Here is a 21,423-nt window from a genome sequence, read left to right on the forward strand (position 1 = left end):
CCTCAAGGTCGGTCTGACCGTCCGTTTGCAACAAAGAGCCAGTCATGTCGCATCAGAGCCGCCCCGCATGAGAACGGATTCGCGCCAGATCGTCGCCGCGGTGCCGCTGCCGGCGCTGCTGATCCGCCGAGACGAGCGTATCGCCGCCGCCAATGCCGAGGCGGGCGCGCTGCTCGGGAGCGATCTTGAAGGGCGGCATTTCATCACCGCGCTGCGCCAGCCGATCCTGCTGGATGCCATCGAGGGCACCTTTCGCGACGGGGCGCCGCGCCTGACGCGCTATCTCGTCTCGCACGAGCGGCGCGATGCCACCTACGAGGTGTCCTGCCGCTCGGTGACGCTTGAAGATGCGCCGGGGGTGATGCTGACCTTCCACGACATCACCCATCTGGAACAGGCCAGCCAGATGCGCCGCGATTTCGTCGCCAATGTCAGCCACGAGTTGCGCACGCCGCTGACCGCGCTGCTGGGGTTCATCGAAACCCTGCGCGGCCCGGCGCGCAACGATGCTGCGGCGCGCGAGCGCTTTCTTGGCATCATGGAGTTGGAGGCCGGCCGGATGGAACGGCTGGTGGGCGATCTGCTTTCGCTCAGCAGGGTCGAGGCCGAAGAGCGCGTGCGCCCGACCGATCCGGTCAACCTGCCAGAGCTGATCCGCTCGGTGCTGGGCGGGCTGTCGCCGCTGGCCCGCGAGGCTGATGTCACGCTGAGCTGCGATCTTCCCGAAAACGATCTTGAGGTGCCCGGCGACGCCGACCAGTTGCGTCAGGTTCTGACCAATCTGGTCGAAAACGGGGTGAAATATGCCGGGCGTGGCACCCAGCTGCGCGTCGCGCTTGCTGGCCCGGTGTTTCAGCCCCGTCTGCGCGCCAACGGCGTCGAGCTGACGATTTCCGACACCGGGCAGGGCATTGATCCGATCCACATTCCGCGCCTGACGGAACGGTTCTACCGCGTCGATACCCACCGTTCGCGCGAAAAGGGCGGCACCGGCCTTGGCCTTGCCATCGTCAAACATATCATCAACCGCCATCGCGGGCGGATGAAGATCGAAAGCGCGCCGGGCAAGGGCATGACCTTTCGCATCCTGCTGCCGATGTCCGCCTGAGCGGCGGCGCGATTCGTCACACATGCCACCCGGGCCGCGCACCGGAAAAGATAATCCAAAGTTTCCGCCCGCTGGAAAATCTCGGCAGGATCGCGCCAAAGTCCTTGTTTTCATGGTGTAATACGGGGCCCGGGGGACCGCAGTATTACGGAGCGCCGGTTTTCCATGGTCACTGTCATGATACTGTTACACAAGCGTCACAAAAGCATTGCGCGTGGGCCCTAGGGCTGCGCTCGAGGATCCCGCGGGGACGGGGTTCAGAAACATGTGACAGGAGCATCCCAATGCAATCCGTGAAACTCTCCGCTTCCGTGCTGGCAATTGCAGCCGTCTCGGCCACCGCCGCCGCTGCCCGCGACAACGTTCAGGTCGCCGGATCTTCGACCGTTCTGCCCTATGCTTCGATCGTTGCGGAAGCTTTCGGCGAGAATTTCGACTTCCCGACACCGGTGGTCGAATCGGGCGGCTCCTCGGCTGGCCTCAAGCGTTTCTGCGAAGGCGTCGGCGAGAACACCGTCGACATCGCCAACTCCTCGCGCAAAATCCGTGAAAAAGAAATCGCAGCCTGTGCAGACGCCGGCGTGACCGACATCATCGAAGTGCGCATCGGCTATGACGGCATCGTCTTCGCCTCGCAAAAGAGCGGCCCGGCCTTCAGCGCCTTCGAGCCGGCCGACTGGTTCAACGCCATCGGCGCCAAGGTCCTGAAGGACGGCGAGATCGTCGACAACGACTACAACTCGTGGGCCGAGGTCAACGCCGACCTTCCCGACGTTGAAATCGCCGCCTTCATCCCCGGCACCAAGCACGGCACCCGTGAAGTGTTCGAGGAAAAGGTCCTGCTTCAGGGCTGCGAAGACACCGGCGCGATGCAGGCGATGATCGACGGCGGCATGTCCGAAGACGACGCCGAAGGTGCCTGCATGTCCGTGCGCACCGATGGTAAGTCGGTCGACATCGACGGCGATTACACCGAGACCCTCGCGCGCATCGACAGCAACACCAACGGCCTTGGCGTGTTTGGTCTCGCGTTCTACGAGAACAACACCGACAAGCTGAAGGTTGCGACCATGTCCGGCGTCGAGCCGACCACCGAATCCATCGCCGCCGGCGATTACCCGGTGTCGCGCCCGCTGTTCTTCTACGTCAAGAAAGCGCATTTCGGCGTGATCCCCGGACTGAAGGAATTCGCCGAATTCTTTGTGGCGGACGAGATTGCAGGCCCCGATGGCCCGCTGGCAGCCTACGGCCTTGTGTCGGACCCCGAGCTTGCCGACACTCAGGCAATGGTCTCGGAAGAAGAGGTCATGGGCTCGTCCATGTAATCTGACCTCTGGTCGGATCGCGCGGGGCGGCGTATCGCACGCCGCCCCGTTTCGCCATCAGGGCGATATTTTCTGAATTCTCACCGGGGGCAGCATGCCGGTTTCGTGGCTCATTCTCATCGTGCTGGCGATTGCGCTGGTCGGCTATATCGCCGGTCGGATGCGCATCGCGGGTTTTCATGGCGCCGAGCGCCCTCATTCTCTGCCAAATTATTACGGCTGGAACGTCGCCATGAAAGCGATGGTGCCGGCGTTTCTGTTGCTGGTTGTCTGGCTGATCGTGCAGCCCTTTGTGGTGAACTCGACCGTGTCCGCCCAGCTTGGCGAGGGCGCCGTGCCTGAAGGCGCGAGCATGGGGCTGGTGATGTCCGATGTGCGCCGCGTCGCCGAAGGGCTTGATGCCGCCGTTGCACAGGGGCTGATGAGCCCCGAGCAGGTGACGGACCTGCGGACCGAATTTTCCAACGTGCGCGAGCGCATCGCCGCTGCTGGCGTTGCGCTTGGATCGAACGTCACGGCGCCGGTGCTTGCCGCCGCGCAGACCTGGCGGAAGATGAACAACACCGGCACGCTGATGATGAGCGCCGTGGTGCTGGGGCTTGCGCTTGCCGGAGCGTGCTGGGGCCTTGCGCAGACCAAGCGCGCGTTCCGTGCCCGCAACACCGTGGAAAGCGGCGTGCGCATCCTGCTGCTCTCTGCCGCCTCCATCGCCATTCTGACCACCATCGGCATCATGCTTTCGCTGATCGGCAACACGATCCATTTCTTCCGGATCTATCCGGCGGCGGACTTCTTTGGCTCGTTCACATGGTCGCCATCGTTTGGCGGAGGCTCGCAGCTGGGCATCTGGCCGCTGCTGTGGGGCACGTTCTATATCTCGATCATCGCGCTTGTTGTGGCGGTGCCGATCGGGCTGTTCGCCGCCGTCTACCTGTCGGAATACGCCGGGCCGAAATTTCGCGCATGGGCCAAGCCGATGCTCGAGGTGCTCGCGGGCATTCCGACCATCGTCTACGGTCTGTTCGCGCTGCTGACCGTCGGTCCGCTGCTGTTGAGCGTCTTTGGCCGCGACGGCCTTGGCTGGATGCAGGCGGGCACCGCGGTGATGACCGCAGGCCTTGTGATGGGCATCATGCTGATCCCCTTTGTCAGCTCGCTGTCCGATGACATCATCAACGCGGTGCCGCAGTCGCTGCGCGACGGCAGCTACGGGCTGGGCGCCACCAAGTCCGAGACCATCAAGCAGGTGATCCTGCCGGCGGCGCTTCCGGGCATCGTTGGCGCGATCCTGCTGGCGGCGTCGCGCGCCATCGGCGAGACGATGATCGTGGTGCTTGGGGCAGGGGCGGCGGCACGGCTGTCACTCAACCCGTTCGATGCGATGACCACCGTCACCGCCAAGATCGTCAGCCAGCTGACCGGCGATGCGGATTTCGCCTCGCCCGAGGCGCTTGTCGCCTTTGCCCTCGGCATGACCCTGTTTGTCATGACGCTCGGGCTCAATGTCTTTGCACTGTATATCGTGCGCAAATACCGGGAGCAGTACGAATGAGCGACGCGACCCACACCGGCGGCGGCCAGCGCAGGACCAGCCTGACCGTCGCGGACGCCCGCACCAAGCGGCGCAACGCCACGGAGAAGCGCTTTCGCATCTACGGCCTGTCGGCGATCTGCGCCGGGATGTTCTTTCTTGTGGTGCTCATGAGCGCCATTCTGAGCAACGGTCTTGGCGCCTTCCAGCAGACCTTCATTGAGGTGCCGGTCTATCTGGACCCGGCCAAGCTCGACAAGCAGGGCGGGCGCGATCCCGAGCAGCTTGCCAAGGTCTCGACCTTTGGCTACGCGCCGCTGGTTCAGAACGGCCTGTTCCAGCTGGTGAATGATGCGGGCATCGAGACGCCGTATGACAGCGCCAAGGACATGAAGGCGCTGATCTCGGCCTCGGCGGCGGCGCAGGTGCGCGACTGGACGCTCAAAAACCCGGACCGCATCGGCGATACCGTCAGCTTCGACATCCTCGCCTCCAGCCGCGTCGATGGCTATCTCAAGGGCCGCGTGTCGCGCGACAGCATCGCGCAGGACAAGAACATCGATGCCGGGCACCTTGATCTGGTCGATGCGCTGCGCACGCAGGGCGCGCTGCACAAGGGCTTCAATTGGGATTTCGTACTGGGCGCGGATGCGTCCGAAAGCCGGGCGGAACAGGCAGGGCTTGGCGTGTCGATGCTGGGCTCGCTGTTCATGATGCTGGTGGTGCTGTTCCTTGCGCTGCCCATCGGGGTCGCCGCGTCGATCTACCTTGAGGAATTCGCGCCGACCAACTGGTTCACCGATTTCATCGAGGTCAACATTTCCAATCTCGCCGCCGTGCCCTCGATCGTCTTTGGTATCCTTGGCCTCGCGGTGTTCATCCAGTTCGTGCACCTGCCGCAATCGGCGCCGATCGTGGGTGGCCTGACGCTGACGCTGATGACGCTGCCGACCATCGTGATTTCGACCCGCGCCGCGCTGAAGGCGGTGCCACCGTCGATCCGCAACGCGGCGCTGGGGGTTGGTGCGTCCAAGATGCAGTCGGTGTTCCACCACGTGCTGCCGCTGGCCATGCCCGGCATCCTAACCGGCACCATCATCGGCCTCGCCCAGGCGCTTGGCGAAACCGCGCCGCTGCTGCTGATCGGCATGGTCGGCTACATCGCCACCAACTACCCTGACGGCGTGATTTCCGGCTTCATGTCGCCGAACTCGGCGATGCCGGCGCAGATCTACGAATGGGCCAAGCGCGCCGATCCGGCCTATTACGAGCGGGCATGGGGCGGCATAATCGTCCTGCTGGTTTTCCTGCTCGTGATGAATGTGCTCGCGGTTCTTCTGCGCCGCAAATTCGAGCGTCGGTGGTGATCATGACCGCGCAAACAGTTAAAGAGGATGAACCTATGTACGACGCACCTCTGAGGAATGCACACGTGGAAGCTCTGAATACCAAGATCGCCGCAAAGGACGTGCAGGTCTATTACGGCGACACCCACGCCATCAAGGACGTGTCGGTCAACCTGCTCGACAACACCGTGACCGCCTTCATCGGCCCGTCGGGCTGCGGCAAGTCGACCTTTCTGCGCTGTCTGAACCGGATGAACGACACCATCGACATCTGCCGCGTCGAAGGGCTGATCTCGCTTGATGACGAAGACATCTACGACAAGCGGGTCGATCCGGTGCAGCTGCGCGCCAAGGTCGGCATGGTGTTTCAGAAGCCGAATCCGTTTCCCAAGTCGATCTACGACAATGTCGCCTACGGGCCCAAGATCCACGGCATGGCCAAAAGCAAGGCAGAGCTTGACGAGATCGTCGAAAAGGCCCTGCGCCGCGCCGCGATCTGGAACGAGGTCAAGGACCGTCTGCACGCGCCGGGCACCGGCCTGTCGGGCGGCCAGCAGCAGCGCCTGTGCATCGCCCGCGCCATCGCCACCGAACCCGAGGTGCTGCTGATGGACGAGCCCTGTTCGGCGCTCGACCCCATCGCCACCGCTCAGGTCGAAGAGCTGATCGACGAGCTGCGTACCAACTACTCGGTGGTGATCGTCACCCACTCGATGCAGCAGGCGGCGCGCGTGTCGCAAAAGACCGCCTTCTTCCACCTCGGCAATCTCGTGGAATACGGCGAGACCAGCCAGATCTTCACCAACCCCGTGGACCCGCGCACCGAGTCCTACATCACCGGACGGATCGGATAAGTCTCATGAGCGATCTCAAGCAACATATCGCCTCGGCTTTCGACCGGGATCTCGAAGGCATTCAGGCGCGCATCCTCAAGATGGGCGGGCTGGTCGAGGAAGCCATCCTCGAGGCCGCCAAATCGCTGGAAACCCGCGACGAGGAGCTGGCCGAAAAGGTCCGCAAGGGCGACAAGGCCATCGACGCGCTGGACGAGGAACTCAACGATGAGGCAGCGCGCCTGATCGCGCTGCGCCAGCCGGCGGCATCGGATCTGCGCGTGGTGCTGTCGGTGATGCGCATGTCGAGCAACCTCGAGCGCATTGGCGATCTGAGCAAGAACATGGCCAAGCGCACCGGGGTTCTGGCGCAGCTCGCGCCAATCAATGGCTCGGCCACCGCGCTGCGCCGCATGGCGCGCGACGTCGAACACATGCTGCGGGATGCGCTGGACGCCTATATCAAGCGTGACGAGGCGCTGGCGCTGGATGTGATCGAACGCGACCGCGACGTCGATCAGATGTACAACACGCTGTTCCGCGAATTCCTGACCTTCATGCTGGAAGATCCGCGCAACATCACCTCGTGCATGCATCTGCATTTCATCGCCAAGAACGTCGAGCGCATGGGCGACCATGTCACGGCGATCGCCGAGGAGGTGGTGTTCTTGACCACCGGCAAGAAGCCCCACGGTGTGCGGATCAAGGAAGACCGCACGTCGTCGGACCCGGCGCTCAGCTCTAACTTCGAGACGGAGTGAGCCGATGCCCGCCGATCAACCGACGGTGCTTGTGGTCGAGGACGAGGCGGCGCAGCGCGAGGTGCTGCGCTACAATCTCGAGGCCGAGGGCTTTCGCGTCGCCGCTGCCGACAATGGCGAAGAAGCGCTGGTGATGCTGGAGGAGGAAGCGCCCGATGTGGTGGTGCTTGACTGGATGCTGCCGAACCTGTCGGGCATCGAGGTCTGCCGCCAGATCAAGACCCGCACCGACACGCGCGGCGTTCCGGTCATCATGCTTTCGGCCCGCTCCGAGGAGATCGACCGGGTGAGGGGCCTTGAAACCGGGGCCGATGACTATGTCATCAAACCCTATTCGGTGCGCGAGCTGATGGCACGGGTCAAGGCCCAGCTGCGCCGGGCACGCCCCGCTGCGGCCGGGCTTCAGCTGGAATACGAAGACATCCTGCTGGACGCCGAAACCCACCGGGTGATGCGCTCTGGCAAGGAGCTCAAGCTTGGGCCGACCGAATTCCGGCTGCTGTCGACTTTCATGGAAAAGCCGGGCCGGGTGTGGTCGCGCGAACAACTGCTCGACCGGGTCTGGGGGCGCGACATCTATGTCGACACCCGCACCGTCGATGTGCATATCGGGCGGCTGCGCAAGGCGCTTGGCATCCATGGCGGCGACGACCCGCTGCGCACCGTGCGCGGGGCCGGATACGCCCTGGGCTGATCAACAGGGGTTGCGCCTGCGGGATTTTGCCCGTATAGGCGCGCCCACGAACCCCGCAGGCGGGGTCGGGCCTTTGGGGGAGACATCCTCAAAGCGTCCACCGGTTGCCCCATCTGGGTCAAGCCCCCGCCGAGGAAATGAAACCGGAAAGGATAACGGACATGGCTCTTCCTGAGTTCACCATGCGCCAGCTGCTTGAAGCAGGCGTGCACTTTGGCCACCAGACGCAGCGCTGGAACCCCCGCATGGGCGAGTTCATCTATGGCGCGCGCAACGGCATTCACATCATGGATCTGACGCAGACCGTCCCGATGCTGGACGCCGCGCTCAAGGCCATTCGCGACACCGTCGCCAAGGGCGGCCGCGTTCTGTTCGTCGGCACCAAGCGTCAGGCAGCTCTGCCGATCGCCGAAGCCGCCGAGAAATGCGCACAGTATTACATGAACCACCGTTGGCTGGGCGGCACGCTCACCAACTGGCAGACCGTTTCGCAGTCGATCCAGCGTCTCAAGATGATCGACGAGCAGATGGAATCCGGCGCCGAAGGCCTCACCAAGAAAGAGCGCCTGCACATGGAACGCGACCAGGCCAAGCTCGAAGCTTCGCTGGGCGGCATCCGTGACATGGGTGGCGTGCCGGACATGCTGTTCGTCATCGACGTCAAGAAAGAAGCGCTGGCGATCCTCGAAGCCAAGAAGCTGGGCATCCCGGTTGTCGCCATCGTCGACACCAACTGCTCGCCCGACGGCATCGATTACATCATCCCGGGCAACGACGACGCGGCCCGTGCCATCGCGCTGTATTGCGATCTGGTGTCGCGCGCGGCTCTGGACGGCATGACCGGTCAGATGGAAGCAGCAGGCGTCGACATCGGCGCGCTCGAGGCTGCACCGACCGAAGAACTGCTGGCCGAAGTACAGCAGTAAGCCTTTTGCACGCATCGCGCGGGCCAGTCCTGCGCGATGCTGTCGCGAAAGCGTCACGCGAGCATGACATAGGCGGCAAGGCCCGGGGCAGGGCCGGCCGCATTGACCCATTCGAGAGGGAGCCACGACCATGGCAATCACCGCTGCACAGGTGAAAGAACTGCGCGAAATGACCGGCGCAGGCATGATGGACGCCAAGAAGGCGCTGACCGAGACCGATGGCGACATGGACGCCGCCGTCGACTGGCTGCGCACCAAGGGTCTCGCCAAGGCCGCCAAGAAGTCGGGTCGCACCGCGGCCGAAGGCCTCGTGGCTGTCGAAGTTTCCGGTGGCACCGGTGTCGCCGTTGAAGTCAACGCCGAGACCGATTTCGTCGCCAAGAACGCCGAATTCCAGGAAATGGTGTCGGGCATCGCCAAGGCCGCTGCCGGTGTCGATAGCGTCGAAGCGCTGGCCGATGCGGACATGGGCGGCAAGAAGGTGTCGGAAGTTCTGACCGACAAGATCGCCAAGATCGGCGAGAACATGACGCTGCGCCGGATGGCCAAGGTCGAAGGCGAAATCGTCGCGACCTACGTGCACAACGCGGCTGCCGATGGCCTTGGCCAGATCGGTGTTCTGGTTGCGATGACCGGCGGCAACGAGGCGTTCGGCAAGCAGGTTGCGATGCATGTCGCCGCAGCTGACCCGCGCCCGCAGGCGCTCAACGCCGACGAACTCGACCCGGCGGTTGTCGAAAAGGAACGCCAGATCCAGATCGACATCGCCCGCGAGTCCGGCAAGCCCGAAGCCGTGATCGAGAAGATGATCGAAGGCCGGATGAAGAAGTTCCTCGCCGAGATCACCCTGCTGAACCAGGCCTTCGTGATCAACCCCGATGTCACCGTCGAGCAGGCCGCCAAGGAAGCTGGCGCAACCATCGTCGGTTTCGTGCGCATGCAGGTCGGTGAAGGCATCGAGAAGGAAAAAGAGGATTTCGCCGCCGAGGTCGCCAAAGCGGCACAGGGCTGATCCTTTCTCCTTGGGAATAAAACGCAGCGGAGCCGCCCCTCGGGGCGGCTCCGTTTCCCTTTCCGGTACCCCCGGCGATGGGGATGATCCAAAGATACCGGATCCGGGTTGGTACCAGCTCGGTTAACGCAGAAAATTGCGTCCGCCTGACACCGCCTCCGATTTTCACCGGTAAGAGATCCAGAGCCCCCGAAATTGCGAGGGATAAGGTCTCTTGAGTCCCATGGCAAAAGCCACCACTCACGGAACATCACCAGATTGGCAATTTCCGGCCGGTCATGGAAGTGGCTGAAACCCGAGTTGACGCGGAATCGTGAAAAAATCGTTTAAATCTGCTGTCAATTTCGAAATTCTGAAGTCAGTTATCAGGAAAGTTGAAGCTTCGGGGGCGCAACGTCACGGTCCTGATCCGGAATCCGCGCCAAATACGACTCGACTGAACGGTTCAGTCGCAACCGTCCGGACTAGATGTCGATGACGAACATCTGGTTCTGAAAGGCCGCCTTGGCGACTGCCTGGGCAGTGGTTTCGACATTGAGCGCTTCGCGCGCCAGCCGCAGATGCTTTTCGATGGTGGCCTGCGTCAGACCCATGATCGCGGCGATGTCCTGCATGGTCTTGCCGTCGCCGACCCATTCCAGCGCCTCGCGCTGACGCTTGGTCAGGCTCTGGTTCGGCGGCACATAGGGCAGGGTGAGGATCTTGAGGTGCAGCACGTTGTTCATCAGCACGATGTCGCTGCCGTGATCGGTCCACATCGCGTCGATTTCATGCTGCTGGATGCCCGCCGCCGCAGTCAGCGCAATGGCGCCTTTGGAGCGGCTCGATACCGAGCGGAAGCTGATCGAATAGCCGGCCCGCACGTCTTGCGACAGGTTGAAGTCGATCACCCGCCGTTCGGCGTCGCCGACAAGACCCTGCGCCATGCGTTCGCCCAGAACCGACCAAGAGCAGGCGCCTTCGTGTTCCAGCGCCCAGTTCACCATCGGAGCATGGCGATACAATCCCTTGCCAACGAACACATCGGTATAATCAGAACTGTGGTTGGTCAGCAGCACAAAATCATTGGGGTCGCCAAGCGATGTCACGGTGCGGTAGCGCGTGAACCCGTACATCAGCCGGTCGAAGCCGTAGCTTGCCATGCGCGCCACATGCATCGCCCAGAGCTCTTCGATCGAGCTGGCGTTGGTCATGTCGAGCAACTGCTGCCGGGTTTGCGCCGAGATCATCCACGGCTCTCCAGATGGCTCTTCATGGCATCCATCGCCAGCGTGTAGCCGCGGGCACCAAAACCGCAGATCACGCCGACCGCAACGCGCGCGATATAGCTCTTGTGGCGAAACTCTTCGCGGGCGTGAACATTTGACAGGTGCAGCTCGATCGTCGGAATTTCGGCAGAGCTGATCGCATCCATCAGCGCGATCGAGCTATGGGTGTAAGCGCCGGCATTGAGGATCAACCCGTCAAGGCGGCCACGGGTGGCGTGAATCGCATCTATGAGCGCGCCTTCGTGATTGCTTTGCGCGAATTCCACCGTCACGCCGATGCTGCCTGCGTGGGCGCGGCACATGTCCTCGACATCTGCCAGCGTCGTGCGACCATATACTTCAGGCTGGCGCGTGCCAAGCAGGTTGAGGTTCGGACCGTTGAGGATCAGGATCCCGGGCATGTGCATCTTCCTTTGGGTCATGCAGCGCAGATAGCGGTCTTGGGGCGGGCTTGTCCAGATTGCATAAGTGGCAGTGTGTTCGCCATAAACGCGATTAAAACACATAATACAGATTACAAGATAACAAGAACCCTCTGGATCGCCACCCGGCATGTCTTGCCGTGCGCCATTCCCTGCGGCACAAAGCGCTTATGGCACAGACACCTGACCTTCTTTGTATCGGCTCCGTCCTATGGGACGTGATCGGCCGTTCCGCGAGCCACATGCGGTTCGGCGCCGACGTTCCGGGCCGGATCACCCGGCTTCCCGGCGGCGTTGCGTTGAACATCGCGATGACCTTTGCCCGGTTCGGCGAGCGGCCCGCGCTGCTGAGCGCCGTCGGGCGTGACCGCGAAGGCGACGAGCTGCTCGAAGCTTGCGCGCAACTGGGCTGCGAGACTGCGCTGGTTTATCGCTCTGACGATCTTCCAACCGATCGGTACATGGCGGTCGAAGGCGCCAACGGGCTGATTGCCGCCATTGCCGATGCCCATTCGCTGGAACGCGCCGGTGCGCGCATCCTTGCGCCGCTGCGCGATGGCACGCTGGGCAGCAGCATCGCGCCCTTTGCCGGAACCGTGGCGCTGGATGGGAACCTGACGGCAGCGCTGCTTGATGAGATTTCGCGCGATCCGGCGCTGGCCTGCGCCGATCTGCGCATTGCGCCCGCCAGTCCCGGCAAGGCCGAACGCCTGCTGCCGTTCCTGCGCACAACCCGCGGCGTTCTGTACGTGAACCTCGAAGAAGCCGGACTGCTCTGTCAGGCCGAGTTCGGATCTGCGCCAGAGGCCGCAGCGCGGCTGGTCGAGCGCGGTGCGGCCCGCGCCATCGTGACCAACGGCGCAGAATGCGCTTGCGATGCCACGGCGGATGGCGTCATCGCTGAACGCCCGCCCGAAGTGCTGGTGACCCGCGTCACCGGCGCTGGCGATACTTTCATGGCCGCCCATATCGTGGCCGAAATGCACGGCGCTGGCCGGGCCGAGGCGCTTGGCCTCGCGCTCTCTGCCGCCGCAACCTATGTTTCCGGAGATATCCCCTCATGAGCCTTGTTACGCTGTCCGCCTCTGTCGCCGAGGCCCTGGCCAGCGGCGCGCCCGTCGTCGCGCTGGAATCCACCATCATCACCCATGGCATGCCTTGGCCGCAGAACCTTGAAATGGCGCGCAAGGTCGAAGAAACCGTGCGTGCCGAGGGTGCCGTGCCCGCCACCGTCGCGGTGCTGGACGGCAAGCTTTGCGTCGGTCTGGAGGATGCCCAGATCGAGGCGCTGGCACAGGCGCGCGGCGTTGCCAAACTCAGCCGCGCCGATCTTGCGGTCTGCATGTCTCAGGGTGGCACTGGCGCCACCACGGTCGCCGCTACGATGATCGGCGCCGCGCGCGCTGGCATCAAAACCTTTGCCACTGGCGGCATCGGCGGCGTGCATCAGGGCGCCGAGAAAAGCTTTGACGTCTCGGCCGACCTGCAAGAGCTTGCACAAACCCCGGTGACGGTTGTCTGCGCTGGCGCCAAGGCCATCCTCGACCTGCCCAAGACGCTGGAAGTGCTTGAAACCCTTGGTGTTCCGGTGATCGCCTACGGTCAGGACCAACTACCGGCCTTCTGGTCGCGCGAGGCCGGTCTGCGCGCGCCGCTGCGCATGGACAGCCCCGAAGAGATCGCCCGCGCCAGCGCCATGCGCGCCGCGCTTGGCCTGCCCGGCGGTCAGCTTGTCGCCAACCCGATCCCGCCCGAAGCCGAGATCGCCCGCGATGTGCTTGCCCCGGTCATAGCCCGCGCCAATGCCGACGCCGAAGCGCATGGCATTCGCGGCAAGCAGCTGACGCCCTATCTGCTGCAACGGATCTTCGAGCTGACAGAGGGCCGCTCGCTGGAGGCGAACATCGCGCTGGTGCTCAACAACGCGCGTCTTGGGGCGCAGATCGCCAAGGCCATCAGCGCGCTGCCCGGGAAATGAGCTGGCGCCATTGCGGCGCATCGTGCAAGACCTTACCTTGACAGCATTGTGCCAATAGCGGGACCCGGATGAACACGCCCTTTGACGACATTCCGCGCAAACGAGGCCTGCTGGCGTCGTTGCACGCCAGCTTCTTCACCGGGCTGGTGGTGATCGCCCCGGTCGGTCTGACGATCTGGCTGATCTGGTCGCTGTTCGGCTGGGTCGACGGTTTCGTGCTGCCGCTGATCCCCGGCTGGTTCAACCCCGAGGAATATATCGGCATCAACCTGCGCGGCGTCGGGGTGATTTTCTTTCTGGTGTTCACCATCGTGGTCGGCTGGGTCGCCAAGGGGCTGATCGGGCGCTCGCTGATCCGCTTTGGCGAAAGCGTGGTCGAACGCACGCCGGTGGTGCGCTCGATCTATTCCGGCATCAAGCAGATCGCCGAGACCGTCTTTGCCCAATCCGAACGCAGCTTTGAAAAAGCCTGCCTCGTGCAATATCCGCGCAAGGGCATCTGGGCGGTCGGCTTTGTCTCGACCGAAGCGCGCGGCGAAATCGCGTCGCGCGTTGGCACCACCGGTGCGCTGGTATCGGTGTTCGTGCCGACAACGCCGAATCCGACATCGGGCTTCCTGTTGTATTTCCCCGAAGAAGATGTCGTTCTGCTCGACATGGGGATCGAGGACGCCGCCAAGCTGATCATCTCTGCCGGGCTGGTCTATCCGCCCGAACGCCCTGCCGAGCGCGCTGCGGACAAGCCGCGCGTCGAGCCTGTGCGCAAGGTGTCCTGACCGGCGCGCGACAGTCCGGCCTTGCAACGGAACGCAACCCACGGGAGAGTGATCGCAATTTATTGACATGCGATTGGAGAGCGGATGAGAGTTTTCGCAAAGACCCTTCTGGGGGCCCTGCTGGTCGCCCTGCCCGCGCCACTTGCCGCGCTGGAAGAAATCACCGATTTCGGCAGCAATCCCGGCCAGTTACAGATGTTTCTACAGCGCCCGTCCGAGACTTTGGATGCGATGCCGCTGGTGGTCGCGCTGCACGGCTGCACCATGAGCGCCGACCGTTTTGACAATGAGACCGGGCTGGCGGCGCTTGCGGAAGAGCTTGGCTTTGTCCTGCTTTTGCCGCAGCAGTCCGACGACAACCAGCCGCGTAAATGCTTTCGCTGGTATGACGAAGACCACAACCGCCCCGGCCTTGGCGAAAGCGCGTCGATCCTGCAGATGATCGACCATGCGCTGGCGCATGAGTCCATCGACCCGGACCGCGTCGAGATCATGGGCCTGTCCGCTGGCGGCGCGATGACGGCGGTGATGCTTGCCAATTACCCTTCGCGGTTTGATGGCGGCGCGATCATTGCTGGGCTGCCGTTCGACTGCAACCGCCCGCGCGGCACATTCGATGGCTGGTGGAGCGGGCTGCGCGGGCTGCGCTGGTCGTCGCTGTTCGACGGCGCCGATGCGGCCTATGCCTGCGGGGTGAAATCCGGGCTGGCGCCGGTGGATCGCGATCCCGCTGACTGGGCGCGCTATATCACCGATGTCGCGCAGGATGTGCCCGAGACATGGCCGCGCCTGTCGATCTGGCAAGGCGCTGCAGATGAGACGGTGGAGCCGCAGAACCTGCGCGAACTGGTCGACCAGTGGACGGCGCTGCAACCCGATCTGGTGCAGATTCCCGAAACCGACGAGACCGTCACCGGCGCCACCCGCAAGGTCTGGCGGTTGCACTCGGGTGAGCCGCGGCTCGAGACGTGGGAGCTGCCCGACCTGCCCCATGCCGTGCCGGTCAATGCGCAGGCAACGCCAGCATGCGGCATCGCCGAGGCGGACTACATGTCGAACGGCACGATCTGCGCGGTGCGCAGGATCGTCGATTTCTGGGGGCTCCTGCCCTGACGCTTAGTTGAACATCGACCGCAGGTCGGCGCTTTGGCGCTGGCCAAGGTCGCTGCCATGCTGCGACAGAAACCCCTCGGCAGCGTCGCGCCCAGCGTCCCTGAGCTGCGAAATGACCGAGGGAAACGCCACCAGCTTGGTCGCCACCGACAGCTGGTTCATCAACGTGTCATCAGAGATCATATGCACCCGCAGCTTTTTCATCACGCCGGGTTTCACCGACCCGTCTTCAATCAGCCGCTGCACGAATTCGATGGCGCGCAATTCCCGTAACAGCGCGGAATTGAAGCTGATCTCGTTGATCCGGTTCTGGATTTCCGGCGCCGTGATGGGCAGCGCCTCGCGGATCATCGGGTTGAGGCTGATGATGACGAGATCTTCGGGAAGATCGGGCCGAAACATCGGGAACAGCGCCGGGTTGCCGGAATAGCCGCCATCCCAGAACGCGCCGGGCTTGCCGGTTTGCGGATCTTCAAGCTCGACCGCCTGAAAGATCGTCGGCAGGCAGGCCGACGCCATGATCGCGCCGGGGCTGAGCGTATCGCCGGTGAAAATGCGGATCTTGCCGTCGCGCACCGCCGTTGCACCGACAAAGAGCTCAGGACCTTCGGGGCAGCAGATGCTGGCAAAATCGAGATGCTCGATGATGGTTTCAAGCGGGTTGCGGTACAGCGGCCCCCAGATATAGGGCGACATGGTGCGGGTGATCGCCTCGCCAGCGGCAAAGCTCAGCGAATTGTGCAGGGCGCTGCTCATCAGGCCGGGATCAGGCAGCCATGCGGACATCCACTCGGGAATCGACATATCGCGCACGCCCGAAATCTCGCGCCAGAGCCAGTCGAGAAGCGCGCGCGCCTCGTCGCGCCCCCCGCGCGCCAGACCGGCCTTGAGAGCGGCCCCGTTCAGCGCCCCGGCAGAGGTGCCGGAAATTGCGGAAATCTCGATCCACTCCTCTTCGAGCAAACGATCGAGAACCCCCCAAGTGAAAGCGCCGTGCGCCCCGCCACCCTGAAGTGCAAGACAGATCCGCGTGGTCATGCCGATACCTCATTCCTTTGCGCCTGCACGCGGACCGAAACGGTCCTGACGCCCGCCGTGACCGGCGTGGGCATCGCCCGAAGCGCGGAGTCGGTGATCTGTCTGTCCTTGCGGAGCCTGCGCGACAGGCGCGCCCTGCCCAGGATGACCAGCCGATCCGTTCCCGCCTCGGGCGCGACGCTCATAGCGCCGTCCAGCCGCCATCAACGGAAATGGTGGTGCCGGTGATCTGCTCGGCCGCGTCCGAGCACAGGAAAACCGCCGTGCCGCCTATCTGTTCGACCGTGGCAAATTCCTTGGACGGCTGACGTTCGAGAAGGACCTTTTCGATCACCTCTTCTTCGGTCATGTCGTATTTCCGGGCTGTGTCGGGGATCTGCGCCTCAACCAGCGGGGTCTTGACGTACCCCGGGCAGATCGCATTGCAAGTGATTGGTTCCTTTGCGGTTTCCAGCGCCACGACCTTGGTCATGCCGACCACGCCATGCTTGGCCGCAACATAGGCCGACTTGTAGGGCGAGGCGGTCAACCCATGCGCCGAGGCGATGTTGACCACCCGGCCCCAGCCCGCCTGCCGCATCATCGGCAGCGCCGCCGCCGTGCAATGATAGGCCGAGCTCATGTTGATCGCGATGATCGCATCCCATTTTTCCACCGGGAATTCATCAATCGGCGCGACATACTGAATGCCCGCGTTATTCACCAGAATGTCGCAGGCCCCGGCCTGTTCGATCAGCGCGCGGCACTGCTCACCCTTGGACATGTCGGCCTGAATGTAGCGCACGGAGACGCCGAATTCCTTGGCCATGTCCTCGGCCAGCTTGTGATCTTCAGGTGAATCTGTGAATGAATTCAGGATGATCGACGCGCCAGCGCGCGCCAGCTCGCGTGCGACGCCAAGCCCGATGCCCGAATTCGATCCGGTGACGACGGCGGTCTTGCCCTTGAGTGACATGGTGGAAATCTCCTTCATACCTGTGGCGCAACATAGCATGCTGCATCTGCAAGATAAGGGGAGATATGATGCGCGGGGCTTCTGCCCGCTGCGATCACGCTTTCTCGACTGGAACGATCTGCGCCGAGGCGTTACGAAGCCCTGTTCCCAAGCGTTCCAAAGCCCTTGCGCGACGGGGTGAAAGCAAAAAAAACGCCGGCGCGAAGCCGGCGTTAAGTCATTGAGGCAGGTTTCATACAGGCAAGAAACCTATCGAGCAGTGCCCTCTTTATACGCGGTTTGAGGAAAGAGTCCAAGGTAAAAGTTTGAAAAGGCGTAAAACCGGCGCTACGGTCCAGAGCCAAGAAAACAAGGGCAGACACGAGGCTATTCAACAATGTTAGCAGATTGTTTCCACCCGCGAACGGTGGCTGCGGCGCTGATCTGCGCGAGTCTCGGTTTTGGGGGATTCGCGCGGGCCGAGCCGATGCATGGCATCGCCATGTATGGCGAACCGGCGCTGGATGCAGATTATGACCACCTGCCCTATGCCCGCCCCGATGCGCCCAAGGGCGGTCGGCTGGTCACTGGCGAGACCGGCAGTTTCGACAGCCTTAACCCACATATCCTCAAGGGATCAACCCCGTGGCAGCTGCGCTTTCTGGCCTATGAAACGCTGATGGGGCGCAGCTGGGACGAGCCGTTCACGCTCTATGGCCTGCTGGCCGAAACCATCGAGACCGGGCCGAATCGCGACTGGGTCGAATTCACCCTGCGCCCCGAGGCGAGGTTTTCCGATGGCAGCCCCGTCACCGTCGAAGACGTGATGTGGAGCTACGAGACGCTGGGCACCATCGGCCATCCGCGCTATCGCGGCTCGTGGGCGCAGGTCGAGAGCATGGAGCAGACCGGGCCGGGCAGCATCCGCTTTACCTTTGCGACGGACGATCGCGAACTGGCGCTGATCATCGGGATGCGCCCGATCCTGCAGAAAGCGCAATGGGAGGGCAAGGATTTCGCCTCGAGTGGGCTGAATGTGATCCCGATCACCACCGCGCCCTATGTCATCGACGACTTCGAGGCGGGCCGTTTCCTGACGCTCAAACGCAACCCGGATTACTGGGGCAAGGATCTGCCGTTCATGAAAGGTCAGGCCAATCTGGACGAGATCCGCATGGAATTCTTTGGCGACGGCACCGTGCTGTTCGAAGCCTTCAAGGCTGGCGAGCTGACCGTGATGCGCGAATCCAACGCCGAGAAATGGGACAGCCAGTATGATTTCCCGGCGGTGCAGCGCGGCGACGTGGTAAAATCGGAAATTCCGCACGGGCGGCCCACCGGCATGACCGGGTTTGTGATGAACACACGGCGCGACGTCTTTGCCGACTGGCGGGTGCGCGACGCCATGATGCACGCCTTCAATTTCGAATATATCAACGAGACGATGACCGGCTCGAAACAGCCGCGCATCACTTCGTATTTCTCGAATTCCGAGCTGGGCATGCAGGACGGTCCTGCCACGGGCCGGGTGCGCGAGCTGCTCGCGCCCTTTGCCGACACGCTGCCCCCCGGCGCGCTCGACGGCTACGCCCTGCCCGTCAGCGACGGCACCGCCCGCAATCGCGCCGGGCTGCGCCAAGCCATGCAGCTGATGCAGGATGCGGGCTACAGCATTCAGGACGGCGTCATGCTTGCCCCGAACGGCCAGCCGCTGAGCTTTGAAATCGTGCTGGCGCAGGGCTCTGGCGAAGAGCAGTCGATCGTCGATATCTTTGCCCAAGGGCTGCAGCGGATGGGCATCACCCCCACGATCACCGTCATCGACAGCGCGCAATACAACGAGCGCATCAACAGTTTCGATTTCGACATGACCTTCTTTCGGCGCGGGCTGTCGCTGTCTCCGGGCAACGAGCAGCGGCTGTACTGGGGCTCCAGCGCGGCGGACCAGATCGGCTCGCGCAACCTGATGGGCATGAAAAGCCCGGCGGCGGATGCGATGATCGACGTACTTCTGAACGCCACCAGCGAAGAGGATTTCATCGCCGCCGCGCGTGGGCTCGACCGGGTGCTGACCGCCGGGCGCTATGTGATCCCGATCTACCAGTGGAACGTCTCGCGCATCGCTCATGCCCGCCAGCTGCATCATCCGGCGCAGACCCCGGTCTATGGCGACTGGATCGACTGGATGCCGAACGCATGGTGGTGGCAGGAAGACTAAACCGACAAGACCAAGAAAACCGAGCAGAAGGACAGACAACATGAAACAGGCCATCCTCCTCGCCGCCCTCGCGGCAACGCTAGCGGGTTGCGGCACCGTCGACGGTGTCGGGCAGGATATCTCTTCGGCGTCGCGCACCGTGCAAAGCTGGTTCTAGCGTCGCGCCTCCGACCTTTTGGCAGTTCCGGCGGCGCGCCCGCCGGGATAGGCTGGCAGGATAGGAAGACAAAGAGCAGGGCCAATGAACGAGCGACTGAAGCTGAAGAACGACGGCAGGCAGATCCGGGCTTTGGTGGTCGACGATCATCCGCTGTTCTGCGACGCGCTGACCCTGACGCTGCAATCCATCGCCGATTTCGAAGAGATCCGCACCGCGGGCACGCTGGAAAAGGCCCTGAGCATCGTCACCAACGACGCCTTGCCCGATCTGGTGATCCTCGATCTCAACCTGCCCGACGTCAACGGGCTGGATGGGCTGGTGCGCCTGCGCACTGCCGCGCCGCGCGCCGCGATCCTGATCGCTTCGTCGATGGCCGACAACCGCATGATCAGCCATGCGCTCAAGGCCGGGGCCGATGGGTTCGTGCCCAAACATTCGCAGCGCTCGGTGTTTCGACGCGCCTTCGAGGCGGTGGCCGACGGCGTGCCCTTCGTGCCCGATGGCTACATCGACCCGCATGAGCCGAACAGCGACAGCCCCCCCGACGACGCGCTGACCCGGCTTGGCACGCTGACCAACCAGCAGGCCCGCATCCTGTCGCTGATCTGCGAGGGCAAGCTGAACAAACAGATCGCCTATGATCTGACGATCGCCGAAACCACCGTCAAAGCGCATGTCACCGCGATCATGCGCAAGCTTGGGGTGCACAGCCGCACGCAGGCGGTGCTGATCGCGCAAGAGGCCTCTTTCGGGCGGGTCTTGCCAAGCCAGAGCCATACGCCGTAACCTTGACCTCACGTCGGTAGGGAGGATCGGTGTTGGACGGAAGCGCAACGCGCTCCGCGGAGGATGATCAGGCGCTGCGCGTCGCCCAAGTACATTGGAACGATGCCGATCCAATCGGCAAGCTGACGCGTAAGCTCGGGCCTGGCCCTTTCGAGCTGGTCTGCCTGTTCGTGTCTCCGCGCGCGGATTTTCATGCATTGAACGGCGCGGCGAAGGGCGCGTTCGGGCGGGCCGACGTGTTCGCCTGCACCACCGCGGGCGAGATCGGCGCCACCGGCTATGAAGAAGGCCAGATCATCGCCATAGGCTTTCCCTCAACGCTGTTCAGCGTCGATGCGCTGGTGATCGACGGTCTGGATGCGATCAATGACCGCGAGGTGATCGACCGCCTAATGCAACGGCGGCTGAGGCTCAGCATGGAAGCCTCTGACATGACACATGAATTCGCTTTCTTGCTGGTCGACGGGCTGTCGCTTCAGGAAGAGAACATCGCCTCGGTTCTGGCCTCGGCTATGGGGCCGATGCCGTTGTTTGGCGGCTCGACCGGCGATGGCACGAATTTCGATACGACCTGGCTGTCCTACAACGGTCAGGTGCGGCAAAACGCGGCGCTGCTGGCGCTGGTGCGCAGCCGCTGCCCGGTGCAGGTGTTCAGCGTCGATCATTTCGAGCCGACCGACATCCGCATGGTGGTCACCCGCGCCGCGCCCGATCATCGCACCGTGCTTGAAATCAACGCCGAGCCGGCCGCGACGGAATACGCCCGGCTGCTGGGCAAGGATCTGGCGCAGCTTGATACCGGTACTTTTGCCGCGCATCCTCTGGTGGTGCGCCTTGGGCACAGCCATCATGTGCGCTCGATCCGCAAGGTCGGAGAGGACGGCAGCCTACTATTCTTCTCGGCGATCAACGAAGGCATGGTGCTGACCCTCGCCGAAACGCAAGACATGGCGCATCACCTTGAAAATGCGCTGCAAAACCTCGGGCGCGATGGCGCGCCGACGCAGATTCTCGGCTGCGATTGCCTGCTGCGCCGGCTTGAGGCAGAGCAGTTCCAGCAGACCCGTGCGCTATCGCAGATCCTGTCGCGCCACCGGGTGACCGGGTTCAACACCTATGGCGAACAGCATGGCGCCCTGCATGTGAACCAGACCCTGACGGGGGTTGCGTTCTACCCGCCGGATCAGGATTAAC

At 63.2% G+C, this 21,423-nt stretch carries 22 protein-coding genes; 17 read left to right on the forward strand and 5 right to left on the reverse strand.

The window, feature by feature from the left end; translation table 11 throughout:
• The first annotated feature begins 67 nt into the window (after positions 1-67).
• The 9 genes from Q4543_RS03485 to tsf all read left to right on the forward strand — a co-directional run bounded on the left by Q4543_RS03485 (position 68) and on the right by tsf (position 9,536).
• Positions 68-1,108, forward strand: a complete 1,041-nt coding sequence (locus Q4543_RS03485) for a cell wall metabolism sensor histidine kinase WalK (protein ID WP_303436366.1) — start codon at positions 68-70, stop codon at positions 1,106-1,108.
• A gap of 284 nt (positions 1,109-1,392) precedes the next feature.
• The gene (locus Q4543_RS03490; RefSeq protein ID WP_303436367.1) at positions 1,393-2,433 is read left to right on the forward strand and encodes a substrate-binding domain-containing protein; all 1,041 of its coding nucleotides are present in this window, start codon (positions 1,393-1,395) and stop codon (positions 2,431-2,433) included.
• 94 nt (positions 2,434-2,527) lie between these two features.
• On the forward strand, positions 2,528-3,985 hold the full coding sequence (gene pstC / locus Q4543_RS03495; protein WP_303436368.1) for a phosphate ABC transporter permease subunit PstC: 1,458 nt from the start codon (positions 2,528-2,530) through the stop codon (positions 3,983-3,985).
• Positions 3,982-5,331, forward strand: a complete 1,350-nt coding sequence (pstA, locus tag Q4543_RS03500; protein ID WP_303436369.1) for a phosphate ABC transporter permease PstA — start codon at positions 3,982-3,984, stop codon at positions 5,329-5,331. The genes pstC and pstA overlap by 4 nt, the downstream gene beginning before the upstream one ends.
• A gap of 35 nt (positions 5,332-5,366) precedes the next feature.
• The gene (gene pstB / locus Q4543_RS03505; protein ID WP_303436370.1) at positions 5,367-6,164 is read left to right on the forward strand and encodes a phosphate ABC transporter ATP-binding protein PstB; all 798 of its coding nucleotides are present in this window, start codon (positions 5,367-5,369) and stop codon (positions 6,162-6,164) included.
• A 5-nt stretch (positions 6,165-6,169) separates the two neighbouring features.
• Positions 6,170-6,904 carry a phosphate signaling complex protein PhoU gene (gene phoU, locus Q4543_RS03510; protein WP_216004852.1) on the forward strand — a complete coding sequence of 245 codons (735 nt, stop codon included), beginning with the start codon at positions 6,170-6,172 and terminating at the stop codon, positions 6,902-6,904.
• 4 nt (positions 6,905-6,908) lie between these two features.
• Positions 6,909-7,598: a phosphate regulon transcriptional regulator PhoB gene (phoB, locus tag Q4543_RS03515; protein ID WP_216004851.1), complete on the forward strand. Its 690-nt coding sequence runs from the start codon at positions 6,909-6,911 to the stop codon at positions 7,596-7,598.
• Positions 7,599-7,759: 161 nt separating this feature from the next.
• Positions 7,760-8,524 carry a 30S ribosomal protein S2 gene (gene rpsB / locus Q4543_RS03520; protein ID WP_303436371.1) on the forward strand — a complete coding sequence of 255 codons (765 nt, stop codon included), beginning with the start codon at positions 7,760-7,762 and terminating at the stop codon, positions 8,522-8,524.
• Positions 8,525-8,654: 130 nt separating this feature from the next.
• A complete protein-coding gene (tsf, locus tag Q4543_RS03525; protein WP_303436372.1) occupies positions 8,655-9,536 on the forward strand; it encodes a translation elongation factor Ts in 882 nt (293 codons plus the stop codon).
• A gap of 464 nt (positions 9,537-10,000) precedes the next feature.
• Here tsf and Q4543_RS03530 read toward each other — a convergent pair whose 3' ends face one another.
• Positions 10,001-10,765, reverse strand: a complete 765-nt coding sequence (locus tag Q4543_RS03530) for a LuxR family transcriptional regulator (RefSeq protein WP_303436373.1) — start codon at positions 10,763-10,765, stop codon at positions 10,001-10,003.
• On the reverse strand, positions 10,762-11,205 hold the full coding sequence (gene aroQ, locus Q4543_RS03535; protein ID WP_303436375.1) for a type II 3-dehydroquinate dehydratase: 444 nt from the start codon (positions 11,203-11,205) through the stop codon (positions 10,762-10,764). Before aroQ ends, Q4543_RS03530 begins: the two co-directional genes overlap by 4 nt.
• A 191-nt stretch (positions 11,206-11,396) precedes the next feature.
• Here aroQ and Q4543_RS03540 point away from each other — a divergent pair, with 191 nt between their 5' ends.
• The 4 genes from Q4543_RS03540 to Q4543_RS03555 all read left to right on the forward strand — a co-directional run bounded on the left by Q4543_RS03540 (position 11,397) and on the right by Q4543_RS03555 (position 15,093).
• Entirely contained in the window at positions 11,397-12,290 is an 894-nt protein-coding gene (locus tag Q4543_RS03540) for a PfkB family carbohydrate kinase (RefSeq protein ID WP_303436376.1), read from the forward strand.
• On the forward strand, positions 12,287-13,204 hold the full coding sequence (locus Q4543_RS03545) for a pseudouridine-5'-phosphate glycosidase (protein ID WP_303436377.1): 918 nt from the start codon (positions 12,287-12,289) through the stop codon (positions 13,202-13,204). The genes Q4543_RS03540 and Q4543_RS03545 overlap by 4 nt, the downstream gene beginning before the upstream one ends.
• A 68-nt stretch (positions 13,205-13,272) precedes the next feature.
• Positions 13,273-13,980: a DUF502 domain-containing protein gene (locus Q4543_RS03550; protein WP_303436378.1), complete on the forward strand. Its 708-nt coding sequence runs from the start codon at positions 13,273-13,275 to the stop codon at positions 13,978-13,980.
• Between the two features lie 84 nt (positions 13,981-14,064).
• Positions 14,065-15,093: a PHB depolymerase family esterase gene (locus Q4543_RS03555; RefSeq protein WP_303436380.1), complete on the forward strand. Its 1,029-nt coding sequence runs from the start codon at positions 14,065-14,067 to the stop codon at positions 15,091-15,093.
• A 3-nt stretch (positions 15,094-15,096) separates the two neighbouring features.
• On the opposite strand, the gene Q4543_RS03560 is transcribed toward Q4543_RS03555, so the two are convergent.
• The 3 genes from Q4543_RS03560 to Q4543_RS03570 are packed head-to-tail and all read right to left on the reverse strand — an operon-like array spanning position 15,097 to position 17,086.
• Positions 15,097-16,131 carry a patatin-like phospholipase family protein gene (locus Q4543_RS03560; protein ID WP_303436382.1) on the reverse strand — a complete coding sequence of 345 codons (1,035 nt, stop codon included), beginning with the start codon at positions 16,129-16,131 and terminating at the stop codon, positions 15,097-15,099.
• Positions 16,128-16,316, reverse strand: a complete 189-nt coding sequence (locus tag Q4543_RS03565) for a hypothetical protein (RefSeq protein ID WP_303436383.1) — start codon at positions 16,314-16,316, stop codon at positions 16,128-16,130. Before Q4543_RS03565 ends, Q4543_RS03560 begins: the two co-directional genes overlap by 4 nt.
• Positions 16,313-17,086, reverse strand: a complete 774-nt coding sequence (locus tag Q4543_RS03570; RefSeq protein ID WP_303436384.1) for a 3-hydroxybutyrate dehydrogenase — start codon at positions 17,084-17,086, stop codon at positions 16,313-16,315. The genes Q4543_RS03565 and Q4543_RS03570 overlap by 4 nt, the downstream gene beginning before the upstream one ends.
• A gap of 376 nt (positions 17,087-17,462) precedes the next feature.
• Here Q4543_RS03570 and Q4543_RS03575 point away from each other — a divergent pair, with 376 nt between their 5' ends.
• From Q4543_RS03575 to Q4543_RS03590, 4 genes are all read left to right on the forward strand, one after another.
• Positions 17,463-19,283 (forward strand): extracellular solute-binding protein, encoded by a 1,821-nt coding sequence (locus tag Q4543_RS03575; RefSeq protein ID WP_303436385.1) that lies wholly within the window; start codon positions 17,463-17,465, stop codon positions 19,281-19,283.
• 40 nt (positions 19,284-19,323) lie between these two features.
• A complete protein-coding gene (locus tag Q4543_RS03580) occupies positions 19,324-19,440 on the forward strand; it encodes an entericidin EcnA/B family protein (protein ID WP_216004839.1) in 117 nt (38 codons plus the stop codon).
• An 84-nt stretch (positions 19,441-19,524) separates the two neighbouring features.
• Positions 19,525-20,229, forward strand: a complete 705-nt coding sequence (locus tag Q4543_RS03585; RefSeq protein WP_216004838.1) for a response regulator transcription factor — start codon at positions 19,525-19,527, stop codon at positions 20,227-20,229.
• Between the two features lie 29 nt (positions 20,230-20,258).
• On the forward strand, positions 20,259-21,422 hold the full coding sequence (locus Q4543_RS03590) for an FIST N-terminal domain-containing protein (RefSeq protein ID WP_303436386.1): 1,164 nt from the start codon (positions 20,259-20,261) through the stop codon (positions 21,420-21,422).
• Position 21,423: the final 1 nt, after the last annotated feature.

The organism is Salipiger sp. 1_MG-2023, from assembly GCF_030547555.1.
Classification (GTDB): domain Bacteria; phylum Pseudomonadota; class Alphaproteobacteria; order Rhodobacterales; family Rhodobacteraceae; genus Salipiger.

Coding starts and splice junctions, on each gene's coding strand:
- pstB (WP_303436370.1), top strand. CDS start 5,367: ATGTACGACGCACCTCTGAGGAATGCACACGTGGAAGCTCTGAATACC.
- phoU (WP_216004852.1), top strand. CDS start 6,170: ATGAGCGATCTCAAGCAACATATCGCCTCGGCTTTCGACCGGGATCTC.
- Q4543_RS03530 (WP_303436373.1), bottom strand. CDS start 10,765: ATGATCTCGGCGCAAACCCGGCAGCAGTTGCTCGACATGACCAACGCC.
- Q4543_RS03540 (WP_303436376.1), top strand. CDS start 11,397: ATGGCACAGACACCTGACCTTCTTTGTATCGGCTCCGTCCTATGGGAC.
- rpsB (WP_303436371.1), top strand. CDS start 7,760: ATGGCTCTTCCTGAGTTCACCATGCGCCAGCTGCTTGAAGCAGGCGTG.
- pstC (WP_303436368.1), top strand. CDS start 2,528: ATGCCGGTTTCGTGGCTCATTCTCATCGTGCTGGCGATTGCGCTGGTC.
- tsf (WP_303436372.1), top strand. CDS start 8,655: ATGGCAATCACCGCTGCACAGGTGAAAGAACTGCGCGAAATGACCGGC.
- Q4543_RS03565 (WP_303436383.1), bottom strand. CDS start 16,316: ATGAGCGTCGCGCCCGAGGCGGGAACGGATCGGCTGGTCATCCTGGGC.
- Q4543_RS03545 (WP_303436377.1), top strand. CDS start 12,287: ATGAGCCTTGTTACGCTGTCCGCCTCTGTCGCCGAGGCCCTGGCCAGC.
- Q4543_RS03575 (WP_303436385.1), top strand. CDS start 17,463: ATGTTAGCAGATTGTTTCCACCCGCGAACGGTGGCTGCGGCGCTGATC.
- aroQ (WP_303436375.1), bottom strand. CDS start 11,205: ATGCCCGGGATCCTGATCCTCAACGGTCCGAACCTCAACCTGCTTGGC.
- Q4543_RS03560 (WP_303436382.1), bottom strand. CDS start 16,131: ATGACCACGCGGATCTGTCTTGCACTTCAGGGTGGCGGGGCGCACGGC.
- pstA (WP_303436369.1), top strand. CDS start 3,982: ATGAGCGACGCGACCCACACCGGCGGCGGCCAGCGCAGGACCAGCCTG.
- Q4543_RS03580 (WP_216004839.1), top strand. CDS start 19,324: ATGAAACAGGCCATCCTCCTCGCCGCCCTCGCGGCAACGCTAGCGGGT.
- phoB (WP_216004851.1), top strand. CDS start 6,909: ATGCCCGCCGATCAACCGACGGTGCTTGTGGTCGAGGACGAGGCGGCG.
- Q4543_RS03550 (WP_303436378.1), top strand. CDS start 13,273: ATGAACACGCCCTTTGACGACATTCCGCGCAAACGAGGCCTGCTGGCG.
- Q4543_RS03485 (WP_303436366.1), top strand. CDS start 68: ATGAGAACGGATTCGCGCCAGATCGTCGCCGCGGTGCCGCTGCCGGCG.
- Q4543_RS03490 (WP_303436367.1), top strand. CDS start 1,393: ATGCAATCCGTGAAACTCTCCGCTTCCGTGCTGGCAATTGCAGCCGTC.
- Q4543_RS03585 (WP_216004838.1), top strand. CDS start 19,525: ATGAACGAGCGACTGAAGCTGAAGAACGACGGCAGGCAGATCCGGGCT.
- Q4543_RS03570 (WP_303436384.1), bottom strand. CDS start 17,086: ATGTCACTCAAGGGCAAGACCGCCGTCGTCACCGGATCGAATTCGGGC.
- Q4543_RS03555 (WP_303436380.1), top strand. CDS start 14,065: ATGAGAGTTTTCGCAAAGACCCTTCTGGGGGCCCTGCTGGTCGCCCTG.